General features: G+C 70.8%; 18 protein-coding genes and 2 tRNA genes. 8 read left to right on the top strand and 12 right to left on the bottom strand.

Features of this window, described 5'->3' with window-relative positions; genetic code table 11:
• The first annotated feature begins 9 nt into the window (after positions 1–9).
• From AB0N06_RS03950 to AB0N06_RS03935, 4 genes are all read left to right on the top strand, one after another.
• The gene (locus AB0N06_RS03950; protein ID WP_366133172.1) at positions 10–2,505 is read left to right on the top strand and encodes an MFS transporter; all 2,496 of its coding nucleotides are present in this window, start codon (positions 10–12) and stop codon (positions 2,503–2,505) included.
• A 316-nt stretch (positions 2,506–2,821) separates the two neighbouring features.
• Complete coding sequence (locus tag AB0N06_RS03945; protein ID WP_366133171.1) at positions 2,822–3,637, top strand: YceI family protein; 816 nt, start codon at positions 2,822–2,824, stop codon at positions 3,635–3,637.
• A gap of 9 nt (positions 3,638–3,646) precedes the next feature.
• Positions 3,647–4,117: a PPOX class F420-dependent oxidoreductase gene (locus tag AB0N06_RS03940; RefSeq protein ID WP_366133170.1), complete on the top strand. Its 471-nt coding sequence runs from the start codon at positions 3,647–3,649 to the stop codon at positions 4,115–4,117.
• Between the two features lie 374 nt (positions 4,118–4,491).
• A complete protein-coding gene (locus tag AB0N06_RS03935; protein WP_366133169.1) occupies positions 4,492–5,334 on the top strand; it encodes an endonuclease/exonuclease/phosphatase family protein in 843 nt (280 codons plus the stop codon).
• A 29-nt stretch (positions 5,335–5,363) separates the two neighbouring features.
• Here AB0N06_RS03935 and AB0N06_RS03930 read toward each other — a convergent pair whose 3' ends face one another.
• The 3 genes from AB0N06_RS03930 to AB0N06_RS03920 all read right to left on the bottom strand — a co-directional run bounded on the left by AB0N06_RS03930 (position 5,364) and on the right by AB0N06_RS03920 (position 8,009).
• A complete protein-coding gene (locus AB0N06_RS03930) occupies positions 5,364–6,101 on the bottom strand; it encodes a response regulator transcription factor (RefSeq protein WP_366133168.1) in 738 nt (245 codons plus the stop codon).
• 83 nt (positions 6,102–6,184) lie between these two features.
• A complete protein-coding gene (locus tag AB0N06_RS03925) occupies positions 6,185–7,063 on the bottom strand; it encodes an amidohydrolase family protein (protein WP_366133167.1) in 879 nt (292 codons plus the stop codon).
• A gap of 40 nt (positions 7,064–7,103) precedes the next feature.
• On the bottom strand, positions 7,104–8,009 hold the full coding sequence (locus AB0N06_RS03920) for a DUF2797 domain-containing protein (protein ID WP_366133166.1): 906 nt from the start codon (positions 8,007–8,009) through the stop codon (positions 7,104–7,106).
• Positions 8,010–8,213: 204 nt separating this feature from the next.
• Between AB0N06_RS03920 and sigJ the strand changes: the two genes are divergently transcribed.
• Entirely contained in the window at positions 8,214–9,158 is a 945-nt protein-coding gene (gene sigJ / locus AB0N06_RS03915) for an RNA polymerase sigma factor SigJ (RefSeq protein ID WP_366133165.1), read from the top strand.
• 93 nt (positions 9,159–9,251) lie between these two features.
• On the top strand, positions 9,252–10,448 hold the full coding sequence (locus AB0N06_RS03910; protein ID WP_366133164.1) for an FAD-dependent oxidoreductase: 1,197 nt from the start codon (positions 9,252–9,254) through the stop codon (positions 10,446–10,448).
• A 459-nt stretch (positions 10,449–10,907) separates the two neighbouring features.
• Here AB0N06_RS03910 and AB0N06_RS03905 read toward each other — a convergent pair.
• Positions 10,908–10,980, bottom strand: a tRNA-Arg gene (locus AB0N06_RS03905).
• A 205-nt stretch (positions 10,981–11,185) separates the two neighbouring features.
• Positions 11,186–11,276: transfer RNA gene (locus AB0N06_RS03900), tRNA-Ser, on the bottom strand.
• Positions 11,277–11,472: 196 nt separating this feature from the next.
• Here AB0N06_RS03900 and AB0N06_RS03895 point away from each other — a divergent pair.
• Both AB0N06_RS03895 and AB0N06_RS03890 read left to right on the top strand, forming a co-directional pair.
• The gene (locus tag AB0N06_RS03895) at positions 11,473–11,952 is read left to right on the top strand and encodes an SSI family serine proteinase inhibitor (protein WP_366133210.1); all 480 of its coding nucleotides are present in this window, start codon (positions 11,473–11,475) and stop codon (positions 11,950–11,952) included.
• Between the two features lie 206 nt (positions 11,953–12,158).
• Positions 12,159–16,190 (top strand): PAS domain-containing protein, encoded by a 4,032-nt coding sequence (locus tag AB0N06_RS03890; RefSeq protein WP_366133163.1) that lies wholly within the window; start codon positions 12,159–12,161, stop codon positions 16,188–16,190.
• Positions 16,191–16,262: 72 nt separating this feature from the next.
• Here AB0N06_RS03890 and AB0N06_RS03885 read toward each other — a convergent pair whose 3' ends face one another.
• From AB0N06_RS03885 to AB0N06_RS03855, 7 genes are all read right to left on the bottom strand, one after another.
• Positions 16,263–17,912, bottom strand: a complete 1,650-nt coding sequence (locus AB0N06_RS03885) for a long-chain fatty acid--CoA ligase (protein WP_366133162.1) — start codon at positions 17,910–17,912, stop codon at positions 16,263–16,265.
• Positions 17,913–18,397: 485 nt separating this feature from the next.
• Complete coding sequence (locus tag AB0N06_RS03880) at positions 18,398–19,042, bottom strand: SigE family RNA polymerase sigma factor (protein ID WP_366133161.1); 645 nt, start codon at positions 19,040–19,042, stop codon at positions 18,398–18,400.
• A 169-nt stretch (positions 19,043–19,211) separates the two neighbouring features.
• Positions 19,212–20,378, bottom strand: a complete 1,167-nt coding sequence (locus AB0N06_RS03875; RefSeq protein WP_366133160.1) for a lipid-transfer protein — start codon at positions 20,376–20,378, stop codon at positions 19,212–19,214.
• Complete coding sequence (locus AB0N06_RS03870; protein WP_358856569.1) at positions 20,375–20,770, bottom strand: MaoC family dehydratase; 396 nt, start codon at positions 20,768–20,770, stop codon at positions 20,375–20,377. The genes AB0N06_RS03875 and AB0N06_RS03870 overlap by 4 nt, the downstream gene beginning before the upstream one ends.
• The gene (locus AB0N06_RS03865) at positions 20,767–21,909 is read right to left on the bottom strand and encodes an acyl-CoA dehydrogenase family protein (RefSeq protein ID WP_366133159.1); all 1,143 of its coding nucleotides are present in this window, start codon (positions 21,907–21,909) and stop codon (positions 20,767–20,769) included. Before AB0N06_RS03865 ends, AB0N06_RS03870 begins: the two co-directional genes overlap by 4 nt.
• Before the next feature lies 1 nt (position 21,910).
• Entirely contained in the window at positions 21,911–22,864 is a 954-nt protein-coding gene (locus AB0N06_RS03860; protein WP_366133158.1) for an OB-fold domain-containing protein, read from the bottom strand.
• Entirely contained in the window at positions 22,861–24,132 is a 1,272-nt protein-coding gene (locus AB0N06_RS03855) for an acyl-CoA dehydrogenase family protein (protein WP_366133157.1), read from the bottom strand. The genes AB0N06_RS03860 and AB0N06_RS03855 overlap by 4 nt, the downstream gene beginning before the upstream one ends.
• Positions 24,133–24,287 lie beyond the last annotated feature (155 nt).

Genomic DNA, 24,287 nt, shown 5'->3' with positions numbered 1-24,287 from the left:
AGGAACTCAATGGCTACGACCACACCAACCGGTGTGCGGGGCGGCCACGCCAAGCACGGAGGAAATCCTTCCTCCGACGGCGCGCCGATGACACACCGGCAGATCATGGAAGCACTGACCGGGCTGCTGCTCGGCATGTTTGTCGCGATCCTGTCGTCGACCGTCGTCTCCAACGCTCTCCCCCAGATCATCTCGGACCTCGGCGGCGGCCAGTCCGCGTACACCTGGGTCGTCACGGCCTCGCTGCTCGCGATGACCGCCACCACTCCTCTGTGGGGCAAGCTCTCCGACCTGTTCAGCAAGAAGCTGCTGGTCCAGATAGCGCTCATCATCTATGTCCTGGGCTCGGTCGTCGCGGGTATGTCGACCAGCAGCGGCATGCTCATCGCCTGCCGTGTCGTCCAGGGCATCGGCGTCGGCGGTCTCTCCGCCCTCGCCCAGATCGTGATGGCCGCGATGATCGCCCCGCGTGAGCGCGGTCGTTACAGCGGCTACCTCGGCGCGGTCTTCGCCGTCGCCACCGTCGGTGGTCCGCTGCTCGGCGGTGTCATCACCGACACCAGCTGGATGGGCTGGCGCTGGTGCTTCTATGTCGGTGTGCCGTTCGCGGTCATCGCGCTGATCGTGCTCCAGAAGACCCTGAGGCTCCCGGTCGTCAAGCGTGACGTCAAGGTCGACTGGACGGGCGCGTTCTTCATCAGCGCCGCCGTATCGCTGCTGCTGATCTGGGTGACCTTCGCGGGCGACAAGTACGACTGGCTGTCCTGGCAGACCGGCGTGATGCTGGCCGGCTCCCTGGTGCTCGCCCTGCTCTTCGTCTACACGGAGTCCCGGGCCGGCGAGCCGATCATCCCGCTGCGCCTCTTCCGCAACCGCACCATCACGCTGGCCTCGATCGCCTCGCTGTTCGTCGGTGTCGCGATGTTCGCGGGCACCGTCTTCTTCAGCCAGTACTTCCAGCTGGCGCGGGGCAAGTCGCCGACGATGTCCGGCGTCATGACGATCCCGATGATCACCGGCCTGTTCCTCTCGTCGACCATCTCCGGTCAGATCATCACCAAGACCGGCCGCTGGAAGGCCTGGCTGGTCAGCGGTGGCTTCCTGGTCACCGCCGGGCTCGGGATGCTCGGCACGATCCGGTACGACACGGAGTACTGGCACATCGCGATCTTCATGTTCGTGATGGGTCTCGGCACCGGCATGATGATGCAGAACCTGGTGCTCGCCGCGCAGAACCAGGTCGCTCCGTCCGACCTCGGGGCGGCCAGCTCCGTCGTCACCTTCTTCCGTTCCCTCGGTGGTGCGATCGGCGTCTCGGCGCTGGGCGCCCTCATGGCGAACCGCGTCACCCACTACGTCAAGGACGGTCTCGCGGACCTCGGTCCGAAGGGCGCGGCCCTGGGCCACGGTGGCACCGGCGGCGGGGGCATCCCCGACCTGGACAAGCTGCCCGCGCCATTCCGCACGGTCATGGAGAGCGCCTACGGGCACGGTGTCGGCGACGTCTTCCTGTACGCCGCTCCGGCCGCGCTGATCGCCTTCCTCATCACGATCTTCATCAAGGAGGTCGCGCTGAAGACGAACGCGGCGAACGATGCCCCGGCGGAGGCCGAGGCTGCCGCCGAGGTTCCCGCCGCGGTGCTCGCCGAGGTCCCGTCCGGTGCAGCCGCGCTGGTCTCCGAGGGCGCGGCCGGGGTCGCCTCGGTCGACACGCTCGAAGCTCCGGTGGCAACCGTGCAGGGCACCCCGGTCAGTGGTGTGGTGCGGGGCGCCGAGGGCGCACCCGTCGCCCGGGCCGCGGTCACACTGATCTCGCTGGGCGGCCGGCAGCTGGGGCGCTCCGTCGCCCAGGCCGACGGCAGCTACCGTCTGGACGCGCCGGGCGCCGGCAGCTACGTCCTGATCGCGTCCGCCGACGGCTTCCAGCCGCAGGCGTCCACCGTGGTCGTCGGCGACCAGCAGCTGTCGTACGACATTCTGCTCGCCGGTACGAGCGGCCTGGCCGGGACCGTGCGGGCTGCCGAGAGCGGTGATCCGGTCGACGGCGCCATGGTCATCGTGACCGATGTGCGCGGTGATGTGCTGGCCACCGGCACGTCCGCCGAGACCGGCGAGTTCACCTTCGCCGAGCTGGTGCCCGGCGCGGTGACCGTCGCGGTGAACGCCGCCGGCTTCCGTCCACTGGCGCTGCCGGTGGAGATCGGTGGCCAGGGTGTCACCCGGGTCGACGCCGTACTGCAGTCCGGTGCGCTGGTCCAGGGTGTCGTGCGGGCCAGTTCGGCCCGGCTGCCCCTGTCGGACGCCCGCGTCACGCTGGTCGACGCGGCGGGCAATGTGGTCGCCACCTCGACGACCGGGGAGGACGGGGCGTACGCCTTCGCCGACCTGGACGCGGGCGAGTACTCGGTCATCGCGACCGGCTACCCGCCGGTGGCCTGCGCGCTGACCGTGGCCGGTCGCGGGGTCGACGGTCACGACATCGAGCTCGCCCACCCCGGCGAGTGATCGAGTAAGAGGCCGCGCGCACAGGTGGGGTGGGGGAAGGAGCGGGGCGAGGGGCAAGCCTGGCAGGGCGGAGGAGGGAGGCGACGCGGAGCATCGTCGACCGACGACAACGCCGCCAGGCGCCGCCCATCGGCACGCGACGCCGCCCCAGCTATGCGCGCGGCCTCTCACACAGACCCTGGCGGGCAGCGCTTCGAGCGGAGAGGCTGCCGCCGGTGGAAATGGGCCCCGGTGGTGGGGACGGCAGGCAGGGGACGGCCTGCCGTCCCCGCCCCGGGGCCGACTCATTGAGTCATGAAGCAAGGAGAGAAACGGGATGGGACTTCGCGCACAGGTACGGACGCGGGACGGCTGGGCTGTCCAGCACGCGGTCGTGACGGTGACCGACATGACCGGCACCCAGGTGCTGCGAGCCGCCGCCGACGAGGACGGGGCGGTACGGACCGACGCCCTGCTCCCGGCCGGCGCGTACACGGTGATCGTGACCGCGGTCGGGTACGCCCCCGCCGCGTCGACCGCCCTCGTCACGGCGAGCGGACGGGTCGAGGCCGGCACGGTGGTGCTGGCCCGCCAGGGCGGCGTGGAGCTGCCGCCGCCGGGCGCCTGGTCGCTGGACCCGGCGCACTCCTCGGTGGGCGCGGTCGCGCAGCACCTGGGGATCTCCAGCGTGCACGGCCGGTTCACCGAGTTCGGCGGCCGGATCGAGATCGCCGAGGAGGTCCACCGCTCCCGCGTCGACGCCGTGATCAGCGCGGCCAGCATCGACACGGGCAACGGAATGCGGGACAAGCACCTTCGCTCGCCGGACTTCCTCGACGCGGACCGGTTCCCGGAGATCACGTACCGCTCGGACGGGCTCACCCCGGCCGGCCCCGACCGCTGGACCGTGCACGGCCTGCTGACGATGCGCGGCGTCGAGCGCCCGGTCGACCTGGACCTGAGCTACCTCGGCACCGGCCCCGACCCGTGGGGCGGGGTGCGCGCGGCATTCAGCGCAACGGCGGAACTGCGCCGCGACGATTTCGCCATGAACTACAACCAGGTGGTGCAGGCGGGCATCTCGGCGATCGGCACGACGCTGCGGGTGGAGCTGGACATCCAGGCCGTGCAGGGCGAGTCCCTGCCGTCGTAGTCTGCGGACATGGCACCCAACATCGCGACCAACACCACCGTGGAACTCGATGAGTTGCTGGCGTTCGTACGGCCCCGGCACCGGGCGATCCTGCTGACCACCCGGGCCGACGGCCGCCCCCAGGGATCCCCGCTGACATGCGGCGTCGACGACGCCGGCCGGATCGTCGTCTCGACCTACCCCGAACGGGCGAAGACCCGGAACGCGAAGCGGGACGAGCGCGTGAGCGTGATCGTCCTGTCGGACGACTGGAACGGGCCATGGGTGCAGATCGACGGGTCAGCTGAGGTGATCGACGCGCCCGACTCGGTCGAGCCGCTCGTCGAGTACTTCCGGAACATCTCGGGAGAGCACCCGGACTGGGACGAGTACCGGGCGGCGATGGTGAAGCAGGGCAAGTCGATCATCCGGATCACCCCGGAGCGGTGGGGGCCCGTTGCCACGGGCGGTTTCCCCGCTCACCTGGCGCCCGGCAGCTGACGGCCATTCCGGGATGAGTGAGAACGTCCTTCCGGCCCCGGGCCTGCTCGCGCGGGCCCGGCTGCCGGTCACGGCCTAGGTCCTGTCCGGTCGATCTTCGTGGATCAGCCTGCGGCGTCCGGTGCGGTGCATCGCAAGGCGGAGGATCGTCCTCCTACTGGGCGTACTCGGGCGACTGAAGACAACGCGGCGAGGTGCCGTGCCGGACGTCGCGGGCCCACGAAGATCGGCCGGACAGGGCCTAGGAGTTTGCTGAAGATCTTGCTTCGACTGCCTGACTTGCCCCGCTTCGCCAGTAAATGTTGATCGGGGCAATCTGGTGCAAGTCGGGCGCGATTCCAAGATCGTCAGCGCACTCCTAGGGCTGGAGTGGCATGTCACTGCGTCGTCGTACGGTGGAAGTCCTGATTGCCGCAGGTCTGTTGGGGGCGGTCGCCGCCCCGCCCGCCGGAGCTGCCGGGCAGGGGCATCCGGTGCCTCTGCGCGTCGCCACGTACAACATCCATGTCGGCTCGGGCATGGACAACGTCTTCGATCTGGACCGGCAGGCGGCGGAACTCCGCTCGCTCGACGCCGATGTGATCGGGCTTCAGGAGGTCGACGTCCACTGGGGCACGCGCAGCGAGTGGCGCGACGCCGCGGGCGAGCCGGCGAAACGGCTGGACATGCAGGTGTCGTTCGCCCCGATCTACAGCCTCGATCCGGAGACTCCCGGTGCGTCCCGGCGCGAGTTCGGGGTCGCGGTGCTGTCGAAGTACCGGATCGTCAGCGCCGAGAACCACGAGATCACCCGGCTCTCCACCCAGGTCCCCCACCCCGTGCCGGAGCCCGCGCCCGGCTTCGGTGAAGTGGTCGTACGGGTGAAGGGGATGCCCGTGCATGTGTATGTGACGCACCTCGACTACCGCGGCGACCCGTCCGTACGGATCGCACAGGTCGCCGACACCCGGCGGATCATGGCGGAGGACGAAGGGCGGAAGGTGCTCCTCGGCGACTTCAACGCGGAACCGGGCGCCCCGGAGCTGGCCCCGCTGTGGGAGGACCTCACCGATGCCGACCTGAATGCGCCGACCTTCCCCGCACTGAACCCGGTGAAACGGATCGACTTCGTGGCGGTGTCGAAGGACGACGTGCGGGTACGCGACGCGGCGGTGGCCGAGACACTTGCCTCGGACCACCGCCCGGTCGTCGCGGATCTGCTGCTGCTCCGGCGCTGAGGGACTGCGAAGTCAGCCGGTCGGCCGGGTCATTGACCGGGTTTGATGAGATATCCGGCCCCGCGCCGGGTGTGGATCATCGGCGTCCGTCCGGCGTCGATCTTCTTGCGCAGATACGAGATGTACAGCTCGACGACGTTCGCCTGCCCGCCGAAGTCGTAGTTCCACACGCGGTCGAGGATCTGCGCCTTGCTCAGCACCCTTCGCGGATTGCGCATCAGGAAGCGCAGCAGCTCGAACTCGGTCGCGGTGAGGTGGATGGACGTCGTGCCCCGGCTCACCTCGTGGCTGTCCTCGTCGAGCACCAGGTCACCGACGACGAGCGTCGACTCGCTCCGTACCGCTGCCGTCCCGGACCGCCGGATCAGCCCGCGCAGCCGGGCCACGACCTCCTCCAGGCTGAACGGCTTCGTCACGTAGTCGTCGCCGCCCGCCGTGAGCCCGGCGATCCGGTCCTCCACCGAGTCGCGCGCGGTCAGGAACAGCACAGGGACCTCGGAGAGCTCCCGGCGCAGCTTGCCGAGGACCGAGAGCCCGTCCGTGTCGGGCAGCATGACATCGAGAATCACGGCATCGGGCCGGAAATCGCGTGCCGCCCGGACGGCATCCGCACCGTCCCCGGCACTGCGCACCTCCCAGCCTTCGTAGCGCAGGGCCATGGAGAGCAGCTCGGCAAGCGGAGCCTCGTCGTCCACGACCAGCACGCGGACGGGGCTACGGTCCGGCCTCAGCAGTTCGGTACGCCCCTGGGGCGAGGTCGTCGTCATGCCTCGACGGTGCGGCACGCCTCTGAGAGGGTCCTTTTCCGATTCTGTGAATTCCCTGAGAAAGCGGACGTGCCCGGGAGCGCTCAGCCCCGGCCGAACAGGGCGTGCGCGTTCCCGTAACAGACCGCGCGCAACCAGTCGTCCCCCAATTCCAGCCGCTCCAGCGCGTGCAGCTGATGCACGTACGGGTACGGAATGTTCGGGAAGTCCGTCCCCAGCAGGATCCGGTCCCCGAGACCGGCGAGCCGCCCCCGCTCCGCCACCGGGAACGGCGTGAACTTCTCCGAGAAGTCCGTGAACGCCATCGTCGTATCGAGCCGCACCTCCGGGTACGCCTCTGCCAGCGCCAGGAACTCCGTGTACTCGGGCATCCCCAGGTGCGCCACCACCAGCCGCAGCCGCGGATGCCGGGCGAGCAGCCGGCCGACCGGCTCGGGCCCGGTGTACGCGCCGGGCGCGGGCCCTGACCCGCAGTGCATCACCACCGGGATTCCGGCGTCGGCGAGCAGCCCCCACACGGGCTCCAGCAGCGGATCGTTGACGTCGTACGCGCCGACCTGGACGTGCGACTTGAAGACGCGCGCCCCCGCCTCGACCGCCTCGCGGACATAACGCTCCACGCCCTCCTCGGGAAAGAGGGTCGCCGTGTGCAGGCAGTCGGGCACCCGGCGCGCGAAGTCGGCCGCCCAGCCGTTCAGCCAGGCCGCCATCCCCGCCTTGTGCGGGTAGAGCATCGAGGTGAACCGCCGCACCCCGAAGGACCGGAGCAGCGCGAGCCGTTCGTCCTCGTCGTGCCGGTAGGCGATCGGCCATTCCATGCCGGTCAGCGGTCCTGCGGAGTCGAAGTAGGCCCACACCTTGCGGAGTACCTGCTCCGGCATGAAGTGCGTATGGACGTCGATCAGCCCCGGCAGCCCGAGGCGCTCCCAGAACCGCACCACGTCATTGTTCTCGCCACTCATCGCGCACTCCTCACCCGGCCCGCCCGGAGCACCGACGATCTCAGAACAGCCCGTCCTGCACGCCGCCGCCCCCGATGTCGACCACCGGCACGGTCACCCCCGACCGCGCATCGGCCCCCACCAGCTCCCAGCCGGTCATCAGCCGGGTGTCCAGCACGACCACCCCGTCCGCGGTCGCCAGATGCAGATCGGGCCCGGCGGCCGCGACCAGCCGCCCGCCGACCACCCCGCCGTCCACCAGCTCGGTCACCGCCCGCCCCACCTCGACCGGCCCGTCCAGTCCGAACACCCCTGTGTGGTCGACGGGATCGAACGGCAGCCGCTCCAGCGACTGCGGCCATCCCGCCCCCGTCTCCAGCGCCGCCGCCCGCCCGTACAGCTCCTCGACCTCCGCGACCCGCTCGGCGGCACCCGGCAGCACGGCCCGCACGGCGCGCTTGCGTGCGTACGGGATGCGGTCCGGTACCCCCAGCGCCGCCCGGAGCAGCTCCTCGGTCCGCCGCGCCGCCATCAGCGGGCCGCGCCCCAGCCAGCTGAAGATTACGGCCCCCTGCTCCCGCAGCCGCGCCGCACCCCGCTCCTCCGCGGTGATGCCGACCTTCACCATCCCGGGCCCGAACCAGGCGAGATAGACGCGGTACGTCCGGGGGTCGTCGGCGACCGTGTCGGCGGCCACCGAATGTGCCCGGTCCAGCCGCGCACACTCCGGGCACCGCGCCCCCGTACTCCGCCCGGACACCAGGGCGCCCAGCGGACACACGTTCCCCCGCGCCCCCACACAGTGCCGCTCACCCGCTGCCCGGAACCCGAGCTCCTTCCCGTACGCAAGGACACTCACCCGCGTCGAACCGGCCCCGCCCACCGCCCGGCCCTTCGCCCCCTCCTTCTGCCACCCCAGGACCGGCCCTTCTGGGGGCCATCGCAACCCGGTGCAGTGCCAGCTCATGCGTGCGATCGTAACGAGGCTCCGCGGCGGAGCGGGGCTCCCGATCAACCGGCCGCGCGGGGAAGGGCGGTCGGCGCACGCGGGGGCCCCGGGAGACACGGACAACGCGATCCACTGCGTCCGGGAGGCCGAACAGCACCGGTCGAGTAGCGCGGGGACGCAGCCGTCGCAAACCTTGCCGGTCGCGGCACTAGGATCCGGGCCATGGGTCTGACCATGAACGACATGGACCGGTTCGAGGCCTCCATGCCCCGCCTGGAGGCCATCGCCTACCGCCTCCTCGGCTCCGCGAGCGATGCCGAGGACGCCGTGCAGGACACGTTCCTGCGCTGGCAGGCCGCCGACATCGACCGCATCGAGGTCCCCGAGGCCTGGCTGACGAAGGTCCTCACCAACCTGTGCCTCAACCAGCTCACCTCGGCCCGCGCCCGGCGCGAGACCTATGTGGGCCAATGGCTGCCCGAGCCGCTGCTCACCGGGGACCCGATGCTCGGCCCGGCCGACACCGCCGAGCAGCGCGAATCCGTCTCGTACGCGGTCCTCGCCCTCATGGAGCGCCTCTCCCCCAACGAGCGGGTGGTGTACGTGCTGCGGGAAGCCTTCGACTACCCGCACCGGCAGATCGCGGAGATCCTCGACATCACCGAGGCCGCCAGCCAGCAGATCTTCCACCGCGCCAAGAAGCACGTCGCGGACAGCAAGGCCCGCACCGAGATCGACGAGGCCGCCGCCCGGCGGATCGTCGAGGAGTTCCTCGCAGCCGCCACCAGCGGCCGGACCGAGCCGCTCGTGCGGCTGCTCACCGAGGACGCCATCTCGATCGGCGACGGCGGCGGGAAGGTCCCGGCCCGCGCCAAGGCGGTCGAGGGCGCCCTCGCGGTCGCCGTATTCCTGCGGGGCCTGTTCAAGCCCGGCAAGGCGAAGCGCGCCATCGTCGGCGGCTCCCCCGAGATCTACGCCACGACCGCCAACGGCGCCCCCGCCCTCGTGGCTGTCTTCGATGGCCGGGTCATCGGCGTCATGTGCCTGGAGGTCACCGCCGAGGGCATCGCCGCGTTCCACAACCAGGTCAACCCCGACAAGCTCGAACGCGCGACCCAGCGGTGGGCGGCCACCGACCACGGGGAACCCCTGCTCACCGCCTTCTGACCGCGATGTGAGGTGCTTCACATCGCGTTCTTGTCAGGAAACAGCGGGCTGACCGGTTCAGGTGGCGAACCCGCGCGAGACAGGAGCAGGGAAATGCAGCACCGAATCATCGTCCTCGGAGCCGGATACACCGGAGCCATCGCTGCCGGTCGCCTCGCCAAGCGGCTGCGCCGCGAGGACGTCGCCATCACCCTCGTCAACGCCGAGCCCGACTTCGTCGAGCGTGTCCGGATGCACCAGCTGGCGGTCGGCCAGAACCTCAAGCCCCGGCCCTTCAGCGAGATGTTCGCGGGCACCGGCGTCGAACTGAAGCTCGCGAAGGTCACCCGTGTCGACGTCGGCCGCAAGACTGTCGCCGTCATCGACGCGAACGGCGCCGAGGAGCTCGAGTACGACAGCCTCGTGTACGCCCTCGGCAGCGGCTGGAACACCCAAGGCGTCCCCGGCACCGCCGAGCACGCCCACGAGATCACCGGCCGCCTCGGAGCTCTCCGGCTGCGCAAGCGCCTGGCCGGCCTGGACGCCGGACAGCCCGTAGTCGTCGTCGGCGGCGGCCTCACCGGCCTGGAGGCCGCGGCCGAGATCGCCGAGGCCCGCCCTGACCTCGCTATCGCCCTCGCCGCCCGCGGCGGGCTCGGCGACTGGCTCGCGCCCAAAGGCCGCCGACACCTGCGGAAGGTCTTCGACAAGCTCGGCATCACCGTGCACGAGCACACCGCCGTCACCGGCGTGGAGGCCGACCGCGTCACCACCGCCGACGGCACGTCCGTCCCGGCCGCGGTCACCGTGTGGACCACCGGCTTCGCGGTCCACCCGATCGCGAAGGCCACCGCTCTGGAGATCACCGACACAGGCCAGATCGTGGTCGACGGGACCATGCGCTCGGTCTCGCACCCGGACGTGTACGCCATCGGTGACGCGGCCATGGCCATGGGCCCAGGCGACAAGCCGCTGCGGATGTCGTGCGCCTCGGGCACCCCCACCGCGTGGCAGGCAGCCGACGCCATCGCGGCACGCCTGACCGGTGGGAAGCTCCCGAACGCGCCGCTCCGCTACTTCAACCAGTGCATCTCACTGGGCCGCAGGGAAGGCGTGATCCAGTACGTCACCGCCGACGACCGCGCCGTCCGGGCGGCCCTGACCGGACGGCTCGCCGCTGTCTACAAGGAGCTGGTCTGCAAGGGCGCGATCTGGGGCGTCGCCAACCCGACGTTCGGGATGCCGACCCGGCGCCGCCGCGTCGTGCAGGAGCGGGCCCGGGCGGGCTCAGCCGTCAAGGTGTCGGCCTGACCCGGCCGTACTTCCGTGGGCCCTTGGACGACAACGCGGGCCCCCGCCCAGACAGGTGGGTGAAGCCGCGCAGGTCGGCCGCCACGGGGCCTCAGGCACCGCGAAGGGTCACTGCGGGTTCCTGCTCGCCGAGTCGGACTGGACGCTCGCCCTGGCCTCCCGGCCTCAGCTTCCTTTTGCTCCACAGCCCGTCACACACTGCCGTCAACGCAAAAGCCGGAGGCCCTCAGGACTTCCCCTGAGGGCCTCCGGCTTGCTGTGCACCCGGCAGGATTCGAACCTGCAATCGCCATGACGATGGAGGTCTACGCGGAAGCGAGCGAGGAAGAGGTGCGTGCGGCACTGGGCCAGCTGTCCGAAGCAATGGGCGGCACCGGCTGAGACGGTTGCTGTACTTCGCTGCTGTACAGGTAACGGCAGAGGCCCCCGGGATTTCTCCTGGGGGCCTCTGGCTTGCTGTGCACTCGGCAGGATTCGAACCTGCAACCTTCTGATCCGTAGTCAGATGCTCTATCCGTTAAGCTACGAGTGCTTGGCGTTCCGGGCTTTTCTGCCTGGTCGGCGTTGCGGGAACAACATTACATGACCTGCGCCGTCACGCGAAATCCATTACCCAGACTGCCCCTGACCTGCGGAAACGCCATGTTGGGCCACCTCTGCACACGCCGTCGCGGACGCGCGCCCCATCCGGATACGACTGAAGCCCCGGCCAGTGGCACGGGGCTTCAGTGATCAAGCGGAGGCGGAGGGATTTGAACCCTCGATGGGCTTTAAGACCCAAACCGCATTAGCAGTGCGGCGCCATAGACCGGACTAGGCGACGCCTCCAGCACACCCCGCGCGAACGCGAGTGGTGCGTGCAGATGATGACACAGCTGAGCACTGCCTCACCAATCGCCGCCTACGGTACTAGGCCTTCGGCCGTCAGGGCAAAGCCTTCGGGTTGCGCAACGCCGGGGCATGCGGAGCGTTAGTGATGACGAGGTACCGCCTCTCCGTCTTCCACACGTCCACAGGAGCCCGCATGCTGCGCCGTCTCGCCCTCACCGCTGCCACATCCTTCGCCGTGCTGTCCGCCGCCGCACCGGCCGCGACCGCTGCCACCGGCCACCTTCCGCTGCCCCTCCCGCTGCCGGTACCGGCGCTCCAGGGCGACGACGGCGCGCGGACAACCCAGCTGACGGTCACGGTCTCTGATTCCGGATACCGCGCCGCCGACGGCGTGTACGAACTGAAGTGCCTCCCCGCCGGCGGAAGCCACCCGGTGGCGCAGCAGGCGTGCGACCGGCTCGCGGAGCTGGAGGAGCCCACGGGTGACGGCAAGAACCCCTTCCGTCCGGTGCCCGCCGGCGCCCTGTGCACCCAGCAGTTCGGCGGATCGGCCACGGCCCGGGTCACCGGAACCTGGCGCGGGCAGCGTGTCGACGCCGCCTTCGACCGGAGCAACGGATGCGAGATCGCACGCTGGAACGACCTGCGGCCGGTGCTGCCGAATGTCCGGTGACCCGGGGTCGCCGGGGCCGTCACGGGACACGTCAGGGGCAGGGGTCGTACGCGGTATGCACAGAACCTTGGTGAGAGCTCCCCGCGCATCCGCCGCCGGATGCCCCTCTCCTGCCTTTAGACTCCTCCAGTGACAGCCTGCGGCCCGAGGGGCAAGATGGGGCCCGCTGTCCGGCAAGGTGCGGTAACCAGGGAGGAAGCGTCGTCGTGAGCAGCAGGCCATCCCGAGGCGCTGCTCGCCTCGCAGCCATACTCGACGCTCTCCCTGACGGGCTGCTGCTCGTCAATTGCAACGGCACGGTCGTCAACGCCAACACCATCGCCCTCGAAATGTTCGAGACGCCGGGCACCGCGCTCGTCGGTCGCGGACTCCTCGATCTGCTTCCGGAGTTCGACTCCAAGCTGATCCCGGGGTCGATGCGCAGGCCCGAGGCGGCGGACGAGCGGGGCCGGACGAAGCCGACGCGGATGATCGCGCGGCGGACCGACGGCAACGAGTACCCGGTCGAGGTCACCAGCGCCAGCCTGGAGGACGGGCAGGCCGCGTACAACGACTTCCAGGCCGGCTACAACGGCAGCTACACGGGCGACGAGCTGCTGATGCTCGTCGTACGGGATCTGTCGGGCACTGTCGACACCGAGGCCGAGCTGGCCCGTTCGCAGCGGCAGACCGAGATGATCCTGCGGGCCGCGGCCGAGGGGGTCGTCGGCACGGACACCGACGGCCGGGTCGTCCTGGTCAACCCCGCCGCCGCACAGATCCTCGGCTTCCGTGCCAGCGACCTGGGCGGCCAGAAGCTGCATCCGCTGATCCTGCACTCGCGTGCGGAGGGCGAGCCGTTCCCGTACGAGGAGTCGCCGCTCGCCGACACGCTCAAGTCCGGTCGTAAGCACCGGGTGCGCGGGCAGGTGCTGTGGTCCAAGAGCGGCGCGCAGGTGCCGGTCGATCTGACGACCGCGCCCGTCCGGGACGGGGACCAGCTGGTCGGTGCGGTGATGACGTTCACCGACCGCCGGCCGTACGAGGAACTCACCAACGAGCACACGGCGCGGCTGACCGAGCTGACCGAGCAGCACACCGCCGAGGTCACCCGGCTGACCGAGCAGCACACCGCCGAGGTCACCCGGCTGACCGAACGGCACGCCGCCGAGCTGGCCGACCGGACCGAGCGGTCCGCGGCCGAGTCGGAGGAGCTGACCGAGCGGCTCGCACAACTGACCGCCCGGCACGCACAGCTGACCGCCGTCCTCGGCGAGTCGTTGCGCGGGCCGCTGGAGGAGCTGCGCGGCGAGCTCTCGACGCTCGCCGCCGACCCGGCGGGCCAGCTGTGGCCCGAGGCCAACCAGATCCTGCACCACCTGGCCGCCGGCTACGCCCGGATGACGACGCTCGTCGACAACGTGCTCGGCTACCAGCGTCTCGACAGCGGGGCGGAGGCGCTGGTCAAGGAGAAGGTGCTGCTCGACTCGGTCGTGACGGCCGGTATCGACGGCGCTGTGGAACTGATCGGTCCGGGGCGCGCGCAGTTCGCGGTGCACGCGCCGCCGATCGAGGCCGAGGTGGACGCGGGGCGGCTGGTGACGGCGCTCGCCCACCTGGTCGCGGACGTCGCCGGGGTCGACTCGACCGGCAGGACGCGGGTGGCGCCGGGCGGCGGCTACGTCGACTCGACAGTGGTCGTGGCGGCGGCTCAGCGCGGTGAGGTCGTACGGATCGAGGTGCGCGGACCGTTCGCCGGGGGCGACCCGGTGCACGAGCCGATCGTGCGCGGGATCGTACGGGCGCACGGCGGCGTGCTGCAGACGCACGAGATGCCGGGGATGAGCGGCAGCGCGTACGTCCTCGAAGTGCCGCTGGGCGCGGGGGCGGGGACCGTACTGCCGCCGCAGACGCCCCCCGTTCCGGCTGCGCCCGAGGAGACGGGGCAGCAGCAGGGGACGCCAGGCGGCGGACGGCGCAGGGCGCGACGCGCGTCGACGGACGCCTTCCTGGAGAGCCCGGTGGGCGGTGGGACCGCCGCTTCGGGGGCCGAGTCCGGTGACACCGCTGCGGCGGAGCCGACGGGGCGGCGCAGGGCGCGTCGTGAAGCGGCGGCGCAGGACGAGCACAGCGGGCAGCAGCCCCAGCCGTCGCCCCACGAGCTCATCCCGGCCCAGCAGGGCGAAGGATCCGGTCGCAGGCGGGGACGGCCCAGCCCGGCCGAGACGGGCACCGGTCAGCCCGCGGAGCAGCCGGGGCAGGCGTTGGCGCTGCCCGCGGCCGCGGCGATGTCCGAGGGGTCGGTGGTGACGGCGGCCGAGGGCGTTCAGGGCGTGGGCAACCGTCCGCAGCGTGGGCATACCGTGCCGCCGCAGGGGGTGCCCGTCGAGGCGCCCGTGCCGGTGCCCGCAGGCGGTGGACGGGCGCGCCAGGGCAACGAGAACCAGCTGGCCCTCCCGGCCCTCGCATCTGCCCCGGCGCAGGACCGGACGGCGTCCCGGACCGGCCGACCGCAGACACCACAAGGTGAGCAGACCGAGCAGAACCAGCATCAGGTGCAGCAGCAACCGACCGGGCGACGGGCCCGCCGGGCGCTGGCGGCCGCGCAGGACCGAGCCGCCGCGGCCGAACCGGTGGGGCCGCGTATCGCATTCGCCCTCCCGCCCGCCGATGCCGACCGGATCCCGCCCACGGCCGGTGAGGCCGACGCCTCACTGCCCGGACGCCATGACACCGCGGGCACGCCCCAGGACAACCCCCACACACCGCCGCAGGAACACCCCGCACCGACCGGGCGCCGCCGAGCCCGTCACGCCCCGGACGCGCCCCAGCAACAGCCCGAACAGCCGGAACCCGCGCAGCGGCCCATGCAGCCCCAGCAGCCCTCCGGCCTGCCGGAGAACGGCACCTCGGGACTGGGCCTGGCCGCCCCGAACACCCCTGGCGACGACCTGACCCGGCCCGGAACGGGGCACACCACCGGCACCACGGCCACCACGGCCCCCGCCGGCCCGGCGGAGAGCCGTCCGGGCGCCATCGCGCCCGAGCCCGCTCCCGTGGCCGAGCCCGCGCCGGACCCCCGGCGACAGCCGCTGCCCGCCGAGGCACCGATGCCTGCGTCGGCGCCGGTGTCTGCTGCCGCACCCGCGTCCGCCGACTCGACACAGGGGCGCGCGTTCAGCGTGCGGACCCTCGGACAGGGCGTGCCGTTCGCCCAGCACCTCGCGCACCAGCAGAACCAGACGCTCGGCGGTGCCGGGCGTCGGCGTAAGCTCGCCGCCCCACCCGAGGACGAGCACGCCGCGGACCCCGTCCTGTCGCAGCCGGCCGCCGCACCGGCTGCCGCCCCCCAGCCCGGCACCGCGCCCACCGCCAATGCCTCCGGGCAGCTCCTCTCCGCCCCGGCCGCCGAGGGGCGTGCGTACGCGATAGAGGCACCGGACGAGGGCGCCGAGGGTCCGGAGCCACTGGACGGCCCGGGCGGCGCGGTCGAGGTCGCCAACCGTCCGTCGCCGCAGCCGGTCGACGACGAGCTTCCCCCGGAACCACTGGACAACCCGCGCCGGCTGCTCGTCTGGCCCGCGCCCGACGTCTCCACCCAGCAGGCGCTGAGCGACCGCGGCTACCGGCCGGTGATCGTGCACTCCCGCGAGGAGGTGGACGCCCAGATCGCGGCGTTCCCCGCCGCGCTCTTCGTGGACCCACTGACCGGGCCGATCACGCGTACGGCGCTGCAGTCGCTGCGCCAGGCGGCCGTGGCGGCCGAAGTTCCGGTGCTGGTGACGGCCGGTCTGGGACAGGCGTCGCGGGAAGCGGCGTACGGTGCCGACCCCGCGGTGCTCCTCAAGGCGCTCGCCCCTCGCGACAGCGAGCAGCACCCGCCGCGGGTGCTGCTGATCGAGGAGCACGAGGAAATCGCGGTGGCGCTGACGGCGACGCTGGAACGCCGCGGCATGCAGGTCGCGTGCGCCTCGACCGACAGCGAGGCGGTCTCCCTCGCCACCCGGATGCGGCCGAATCTGGTGGTGATGGACCTGCTGCAGGTACGCCGGCGCCGAGCCGGGATCGTCGACTGGCTACGCGCGAACGGCCAGCTCAACCGGACCCCGCTGGTCGTCTACACCTCGGCCGACATCAACCGGGCGGAGCTGCCGAGGCTCAGCTCCGGCGAGACCGTGCTCTTCCTGGCGGAACGTTCGACGAGCGAAGAGGTCCAGTCCCGCATCGTCGACCTGCTGGCGAAGATCGGCACGAACTGAGGCAGTTGTCGTCGCCGACGACGGACGAGGGCGGCACGGGTTCCCGCACCGCCCTCGCCGTCAGCGCACCGCTCAGAGCTGCGTGATGTCCAGCTCACCCGCCGCGTACTGCTGGCGGATCACCTTCTTGTCGAACTTCCCGACACTGGTCTTCGGCACCGCCGGAATCATCGACCAGCGCTCCGGCAGCTGCCACTTGGCTATGCCGGACTCGGCGAGGAACGCCTGCAGCGCCTCGTATTCCGCGACTGCGCCGTCCTTGAGAACGACGGTCGCCAGCGGACGCTCGCCCCACTTCTCGTCCGGGACCGCAACGACGGCGGCCTCGGCCACATCCGGGTGCGCCATCAGGGCATTTTCCAGCTCGACGCTGGAAATCCACTCGCCGCCGGACTTGATGACGTCCTTGGCGCGGTCGGTGAGGGTGAGGAAGCCGTCCTCGCTGATGACGCCGACATCACCGGTCCTCAGCCAGCCGTCCTCGCTGAACTTGTCCTCGGGGCGCAGCGCCTCGCCGTCCGCGCCGCCGTAGTACGCACCGGCGATCCAGGGTCCGCGGACCTCCAGCTCACCGGCCGACTCCCCGTCCCAGGGCAGATGATCGCCGCCGGGGCCGACCAGTCGCGCCTCGACTCCGGCCGGGAATCGTCCCTGGGTGATGCGGTACGGCCACTCCTGCTCCGCCGTCAGCCCGGCGGGCGGGTTGGCCATCGTGCCGAGCGGCGACGTCTCGGTCATGCCCCAGGCGTGGCAGAGACGGACGCCCAGCTTGTCGTACGCCGCCATGAGGGAGGGCGGACAGGCGGCGCCGCCGATGGTGACGCGGGCCATTGAGGTCAGATCGCGCGGGTTGGCGGTGACCTCGGCGAGCAGACCCTGCCAGATGGTGGGAACGGCGGCGGCGTGGCTCGGCTTCTCGCGCTCGATCATGTCCGCGAGCGGGGCGGGCTGCAGGAACCGGTCCGGCATCAGCATGTTGACGCCGGACATGAACGTCGCGTGCGGCAGGCCCCACGCGTTGACGTGAAACTGGGGGACGACCACCAGCGTGGTGTCCTTGTCGGTCAGCCCCATCGACTCCGACATGTTGACCTGCATGGAGTGCAGGTAGACGGAGCGGTGGGAGTAGGCGACGCCCTTGGGGTCGCCGGTGGTGCCGGAGGTGTAGCACATGGCGGCGGCCTGACGTTCGTCCAGCTCCGGCCAGTCGTAGCTGGTCGGGCGGCCGGTGATCAGCTCCTCGTAGTCGTGCACCCGCGGCCCGGCGCCGTCGAGCACGGAACGGTCACCGGGCCCGGCGACGACGACGTGCTCGATCGACGTCAGCTGCGGGAGGAGCGGAGCGAGGAGCGGCAGCAGCGAGCCGTTGACGATGACGACCTTGTCGTCGGCGTGCTTGACGATCCAGATCAGCTGCTCGGCGGGAAGCCGCAGGTTGAGCGTGTGGAGCACGGCGCCCATGGAGGGGATCGCCAGGTACGCCTCGACATGCTCGGCGTTGTTCCACATGAGGGTCGCGACCCTCTGGTCGCCGACGACACCGAGCTCGTCGCGCAGGGCATGGGCGAGCTGCGTGGCACGGCGCCCCACCTCGGCGAAGCTTCGCCGCTGCGGCTCGGGCTCGCCGGTCCAGGTCGTGACCTGCGACTTCCCGTGGATCGTCATCCCATGCGTCAGGATGCGGGTGACAGTCAGCGGTACGTCCTGCATGGTGCTCAGCACGGCGTCCTCCCGGTGGGCGCTACGCGGCGTTAAGGTTCCGCTGATTCTGCGCACATACCAAGTGGTATGTCACTAGTCCCGGGCATACGAATCGGTGTACGTCGGCTTCTCCTGCCCGCGTCGGCGGAGCACCCGGGGCACGGAATCCCGGGATTGAGGACGGGAGTCCGCCGATGACCCGGACTTCTTCCATGCAGTCGTCAACTTCTGCGGGCCTCGTCGCCGACCAGCGGGGTCACGAACTCTCGAACTCACGAGCTCACGGGCCGGCGGGATCTCGGGCTCATGCGGGCTCACCGGCGTGTGCAGGTCACGCGGGCTCACCCGTCGTGTGCGGGTCACGCGGGCTCACCCGTCGTGTGCGGGTCACGCGGGCTCACCCGTCGTGTGCGGGCTCAGAGGAACTCACAGGGGGCTCACCGGGGGCTCACAGGCCGGCAGTCTCCCGGGCCTGAGCCGGATCGCCGACGGACGGGCTCGCGGGGTCAGCGGACGGGGGTCAGCTCCGGGTCTTCGCGCAGTTTGCCGAGCGCCCGTGACACCGCGCTCTTGACCGTACCGATGGACACGCCGAGCACCTCGGCCGTCTGGGCCTCGCTGAGATCCTCGTAATAGCGCAGGACGACCATCGCCCGCTGCCGGTCCGGGAGCCTCAGCACGGCTCGCCACATCGCATCGTGCAACGACTGCTGCTCGGCCGGATCGGGCGCAGGAGCCGTCTCCTGCTCGGGCAGCTCGTCGCAGGCGAATTCGTCCACCTTCCGCTTGCGCCACTGCGAGGTGCGGGTGTTCACCAGGGCCCGGCGGACATAGCCGTCGAGCGCCCGGTGATCCTCGATCCGTTCCCACGCGACGTACGTCTTGGTGAGCGCGGTCTGCAGCAAATCCTCGGCATCGCTCGGGTTTGCGGTCAGCGAGCGCGCGGTACGCAGCAGCACGGGCCCCCGCGCCCGCACGAACGACGAGAACGACGGGTAGGGAACGTAGGGCGCCCGCCCCGCATACGAACCGTACGATCCCGGTGAACCATGCGACGCATGCTGCGTGTGCGACGCCGACGAGGTGAGCGGCGCGTGTCCGGTGGCGGCAGTGGCTCCCCTGGAGGCGCCCGTGCAGACTGGCGTGGTCATAGGTCCACGCTAGGAGCGGGTGCTACCCGGGGGATCGGCCCCAGGTCCCGAAGCCGCGTCCGCCTCAGGTTGTAGGGGTAGGGCCGACCCCACCTCCTGGAGGAGTAGAGCTCGTCATCAGGACTCAGGGTCGCCCCCCTGAGACATCGGACCGGCTCCTGCGCCACGGTCAATCGCCGGTACCCAGAATCAGTCCGGAGGTAGGCACCCCTGTGCCCGCTGTGACCAGGGTTCTGGCCGCCCCGGATATCTGGTTCACCGACGTGCCCCGGATCTGCCGGACCGCCTCCGCGATGCCGTTCATCCCATGCAGGTATGCCTCCCCCAGCTGACCTCCGTGCGTGTTCAGGGGCAGCGCGTCGTCCGCCACGAAGTCGGCGGCCTCACCCGGCCCGCAGAAGCCGAACTCCTCCAGCTGCATCAGCACGAACGGGGTGAAGTGGTCGTAGAGAATGCCCACATCGATCTCGGACGGGGTGAGTCCGGAGGTACGCCAGAGCTGCCTGGCGACGACGCCCATCTCCGGCAGCCCGGTCAGCCCGTCACGGTAGAAGCTGGTCATCTGCTCCTGCGCCCGCCCTGCGCCCTGTGCTGCGGCGACGATCACCGCAGGCGGACGCGGAAGGTCCCTGGCCCGCTCGGCGCTGGTCACGACGATCGCCTGTCCGCCGTCGGTCTCCTGGCAGCAGTCGAGCAGCCGCAGAGGTTCGACGATCCAGCGCGACGCGGCGTGGTCGGCGAGGGTGATCGGCTTCTCGTAGAAGTACGCCGCCGGGTTGCGCGCCGCATGGCGCCGGTCGGTGACCGCGACGTGGCCGAAGGCCTCCGGGGTCAGGTTGTAGGTGTGCAGATAACGCTGGGCGGCCATGGCCACCCACGAGGCGGGGGTGAGGAGCCCGAAGGGGAGGTTCCAGCCGAGCGCCGTCCCCTCGGCGGTGGGTTCCCGGTGCTGCACCCCGGATCCGAAACGCCGCCCCGAGCGTTCGTTGAAGGCGCGGTAGCAGACCACGACATCGGCCACCCCGCTCGCCACGGCGAGCGCCGCCTGCTGCACGGTCGCGCAGGCCGCCCCGCCGCCGTAGTGGATGCGGGAGAAGAACGACAGCTCTCCGATGCCGGCCGCCTGGGCCACCGTGATCTCGGGGCTGGTGTCCATGGTGAAGGTGACCAGACCGTCGACGTCGGCGGGGGTCAGCCCGGCGTCGTCGAGGGCGGTTCGCACCGCCTCGACGGCCAGTTTGAGTTCACTGCGCCCGGAATCCTTTGAGAACTCGGTCGCCCCGATCCCGACGATCGCTGCCCGGCCGCCGAGCGAATCGGCCCTGCGCACGCTCATGCCGATCCCTCCGGAACACTGACGGTCACCGTGCCGGTGACATGCCTGCCGAGCCCGTTGGCGCCGACGACCGTCACTTCGGCCGTCCCGGCGTCATCGAGGGCTGTGATGGTGCCGCTCAACACCATGGTGTCTCCGGGGTAGTTGGGTGCCCCCAGCCTGATGGCGACCTTACGGAGCACCGCAGACGGCCCGAAGTGGTCGGTGACGTACCGCCCCACCAGGCCATTGGTCGTCAGGATGTTCATGAAGATGTCCGGGGAACCCTTCTGCTGCGCGAGCTCCGCGTCATGGTGCACGTCCTGATAGTCGCGGGAGGCAACGGCGCCCGCGACGATGAGGGTGCGGGTCACCGCGATCTCCAGCGGTGCCAGCTCCTCGCCGACCTTCATGACGATCCCTCCTTCACCAGCAACTCACCCAGTTCCTCAAGCACTTCACTGCCGCATCCCAGATAGGAGTCGAGCTGACGGCCCCAGAGGAAGTGACGGTGGACGGGGTGGTCGAGGTCGGCGCCCGTACCGCCGTGCAGATGCTGTCCGGCGTGTACGACTCTCTTGCCGGCCTCCGAGGCCCACCAGGCCGCAGTGAGCGCCTGTGCGCCGTAGGCCAGACCCTGGTCGTGGCGCCATGCCGCCTCGTACGCCGTGACCCGTATCGCCTCGGTGTCCATATGAGCGTCGGCTGCGCGCAGCAGCACCCCCTGATTGGTGGAGAGCGGGCGCCCGAACTGCTCCCGGGTGGTGGTGTGGGCGACCGCTCGGGCCAGTGACCCGGCGCACACCCCTGCCTGCAATCCCGCGAATGCCGTCCGGCTCGCGGCCAGCACTGCCCCGTGCATCCCGGCTGCCCCTGCCTCTCCTGTCTCCGCTTCCGGCTCCCGGCCCGTTCCCCCTTTTACTTCTGACTCTGCTTCTGGTTCCGGGCTCGGCTCGGGGCTCAGCTCCGGCCCCGGCCCGCCGAGCCGTTCACCAGGAGCCCGGTCCAGGACGAGCCGCGCCGCCGACCACGGCGCCGTCGTCTCCACCGGCACGACCACCACGCCCGGATCGGCAGTCCGCACGACCCACAGCACCCGGTCCGCATCCGCCACGAGCACCAAGGTGGCGTCCCGCAGCCAGGGCACATAGGGCACGACGCCGCTGAGCCGCCCTTCCCCGTCGGTCCGCAGACCGGAGCGTGCCGGGAACGCTCCGGTGGCCACGGCCGTGCCGTCCCGCAGCGGTGGCAGCAGTCGCTCCCGCTGTTCGTCCGTACCGTGGTCGGCGACGGCGAGCAGCCCGTACACACAGCTCGCGGCGAACGGCACCTGCGCTGTCGTCCTGCCCTGTTCCTCCAACAGCAGCACCAGGCCCAGCAGCCCGATCTCCTCGACGGCGCCGGTGAGCCCGGCTGCGCACAGCTCCTTCCACAGCTCGGCATCCGTCCCCGACCCTGCGGCGGCCAATCGCTCGTGCGTGGCCAGGTCACCGAAGATCTGCGCGGCGAGCCCCTGTGCCGCGCCCTGCTCCTCCGTGGGCGTGAAGTCCATGTCAGCCCTCGCTCCCCCGGAAGACCGGCAGCTCCAACTCGGGGTCCGTACGGAGGAATTCCAGCCTCACCGACATTCCCGTCCGCACCTTGTCGTAGGGCACGCCGACCACATTGCTGACCATCCGCACGCCCTCCGCCAGCTCGATCAGCGCCACCGCGTACGGCCCGGCGTCGCCGGAGGTGCTGAAGGCAGGGAAGGGCGGGTGATGCATCACGACGTGACTGAAGACCGTGCCCTCGCCGCTCGCCTCGACCGTGTCCCACTCCTGGCAGCCGCACTCATTGCACCCGGGGAGCCAGGGAAAACGCAGGGTCTGGCACTCCCGGCACCGCTGGATGAGCAGTCTGTGCTCGGCGACGCCCTGCCAGAAACCGGCGTTGTCCCGGTTGATCACCGGTCTCGGCCGCAGGCTCCGGCCGCTCTGCCTCAACCCGCGTCCTCCACCCCGCTGTCCCCCTTTCCCTCCTGCCGGCGTGTACTTCAGGATCCGGAAGCGATGCGTCCCGGCCGGTTCACCGGCCGCTCGGACGTCCATCCGCGTCGTGATGAAATAGCCCGTCCCCAGCTTCGTCCTCTTCCGCTCCGACACCGACTCGATCACCGCATCGAACGTGATCCGGTCGCCGGGCCGCAGCGGCCGCAGGTACTCCTGCTCGCAGTCGGTCGCGACCACCGAGGTGTACCCGGCACCGTCGAGCAGGCCGAACAGCTCGTCGTACGCCCCGGACCGGTCGGTGTGCCCCGACAGGCCACCCATCGTCCACGCCTGCAGCATCGTCGGCGGCGCGATCGCCCCCGGCCCCACGTACGCGGGATTCCCGTCCCCCATCGCCTCGCACCAGTGCCTGATCATCGCCTCGTTGACAAGGTCCTTGCCGACGCCGGCCGTGGCGGCCGCGTGCCCTTCGTACGCCTTGAGCCGCCCGTACAACTGGTCCCCTGCGTCCGTCACCGCTTCCCCCTCTTCATGCCGAGCCGCATCGTCGCGACGATCTCCCGCTGCACCTCGCTCACCCCGCCCCCGAAGGTGTTGATCTGCGCCGCTCTGTTCATCCGCTCCAGCTCCCCGTCCCCGAAGGAGCCGGGCGATCCGCCCCTGACCATCCCGGCCTCGCCGGTGATTTCCTGGCACATTCGATACACCTCGACGGCCGATTCGGTTCCCACGAATTTCACGCCGCTCGCGTCCCCGGGGGCCACCGAGCCCGCCCCGACATCCCCCACCAGACGCCAGTTGAGCAGGCGGGTTGCCGCCAGCCGGGCATACGCCTCGGCCAGCCTGGACCGTACCCACGGCTCGTCAACCGGACGCCGCCCCGTCGCCGGATCGGGGGTACGGGCGAAGGCGAGCGCTGCCTCGTAGAAGTCCTCGGCCTGCATCCCGATCGCTGCGAGCGCCACCCGCTCGTGGTTCAACTGGTTGGTGATCAGTCCCCAGCCGCCGTTCTCCTCGCCGACCAGGTTCGTGGCGGGCACCCGGATCCCGTCGTAATAGGTGGCCGTCGTGGTCAGTCCGCCCACGGTCTCGATCGGGGTCCAGGAAAAGCCCGGCGCGTCCGTCGGAACCAGGATGATCGAGATGCCCTTGTGTTTGGGCGCCTCCGGATCCGTACGGCAGGCGAGCCAGATCCAGTCCGCGTTCTGCGCGTTGCTGGTGAAGATCTTCTGCCCGTCGATCACCCAGTCGCCCCCGCTCCCGGCTTCGCTCGAGCGGGAGGCGCCCCCTCCGTCCCGCACCGCCCTGGTCCGCAGCGCGGCCAGGTCCGTGCCGGCCCCGGGTTCGCTGTAGCCGATCGCGAAAACGAGGTCCCCGCTCAGGATCCGCGGGAGGAAATACTCCTTCTGCGCCTCGGTCCCGTACCTCATCAGCGTCGGGCCGACGGTATTGAGCGTGACCATGGACACGGGTGCGCCCGCCCGGTACGCCTCGTCGAAGAAGACGAACTGCTCGTCGGGTCCGCGGCCCTGCCCTCCGTACTCGACGGGCCAGCCGAGCCCGAGCATCCCGTCGGCACCGATACGCCGCAACAGCCGACGCTGCTCGACCGGGTCCTCTGGCGCCGTCCGGGGCCTGGGCTTCCCTTCCGCCCCAGGAGTTCCGGCCGTCCCGGGGGCCGCGTCGGCTCGAGCGGTGGGATCCGTCCGGGAGATCACATCGCGGAAATACGTGCGGAGTTCGGCGCGCAGCTGCTGCTGACGTTCCGTCGGGGCGAGGTGCACGGCGGCTGCCTCCCGGACGCGGGCGTACGGATCAGGGTTTTCTGACTGTCCGTCAGATTGCTGATCGCTGTCAAGGCCGGCGGCGCCCGAACACGCCCGCCCGCACCCTCCGGAACGCGAACAGCCTGCGCCAGGAGACCGAAGTGTCCTCGCGC

The sequence above is a fragment of the Streptomyces sp. NPDC051020 genome, assembly GCF_040683105.1.
GTDB lineage: Bacteria > Actinomycetota > Actinomycetes > Streptomycetales > Streptomycetaceae > Streptomyces.
Note: the sequence above shows the minus strand (reverse complement) of the source record. Positions and strands in the feature narration are given on the sequence as shown.

Excerpts from the sequence above, each read along its gene's own strand:
- AB0N06_RS03865 (WP_366133159.1), bottom strand. The coding sequence starts at position 21,909 with ATGGACTTCACGCCCACGGAGGAGCAGGGCGCGGCACAGGGGCTCGCC.
- AB0N06_RS03940 (WP_366133170.1), top strand. The coding sequence starts at position 3,647 with ATGGCACCCAACATCGCGACCAACACCACCGTGGAACTCGATGAGTTG.
- AB0N06_RS03945 (WP_366133171.1), top strand. The coding sequence starts at position 2,822 with ATGGGACTTCGCGCACAGGTACGGACGCGGGACGGCTGGGCTGTCCAG.
- AB0N06_RS03920 (WP_366133166.1), bottom strand. The coding sequence starts at position 8,009 with ATGAGCTGGCACTGCACCGGGTTGCGATGGCCCCCAGAAGGGCCGGTC.
- AB0N06_RS03870 (WP_358856569.1), bottom strand. The coding sequence starts at position 20,770 with ATGAAGGTCGGCGAGGAGCTGGCACCGCTGGAGATCGCGGTGACCCGC.
- AB0N06_RS03930 (WP_366133168.1), bottom strand. The coding sequence starts at position 6,101 with ATGACGACGACCTCGCCCCAGGGGCGTACCGAACTGCTGAGGCCGGAC.
- AB0N06_RS03935 (WP_366133169.1), top strand. The coding sequence starts at position 4,492 with ATGTCACTGCGTCGTCGTACGGTGGAAGTCCTGATTGCCGCAGGTCTG.
- AB0N06_RS03950 (WP_366133172.1), top strand. The coding sequence starts at position 10 with ATGGCTACGACCACACCAACCGGTGTGCGGGGCGGCCACGCCAAGCAC.
- AB0N06_RS03895 (WP_366133210.1), top strand. The coding sequence starts at position 11,473 with ATGCTGCGCCGTCTCGCCCTCACCGCTGCCACATCCTTCGCCGTGCTG.
- AB0N06_RS03925 (WP_366133167.1), bottom strand. The coding sequence starts at position 7,063 with ATGAGTGGCGAGAACAATGACGTGGTGCGGTTCTGGGAGCGCCTCGGG.
- AB0N06_RS03875 (WP_366133160.1), bottom strand. The coding sequence starts at position 20,378 with ATGAGCGTGCGCAGGGCCGATTCGCTCGGCGGCCGGGCAGCGATCGTC.
- AB0N06_RS03910 (WP_366133164.1), top strand. The coding sequence starts at position 9,252 with ATGCAGCACCGAATCATCGTCCTCGGAGCCGGATACACCGGAGCCATC.
- sigJ (WP_366133165.1), top strand. The coding sequence starts at position 8,214 with ATGGGTCTGACCATGAACGACATGGACCGGTTCGAGGCCTCCATGCCC.
- AB0N06_RS03880 (WP_366133161.1), bottom strand. The coding sequence starts at position 19,042 with ATGACCACGCCAGTCTGCACGGGCGCCTCCAGGGGAGCCACTGCCGCC.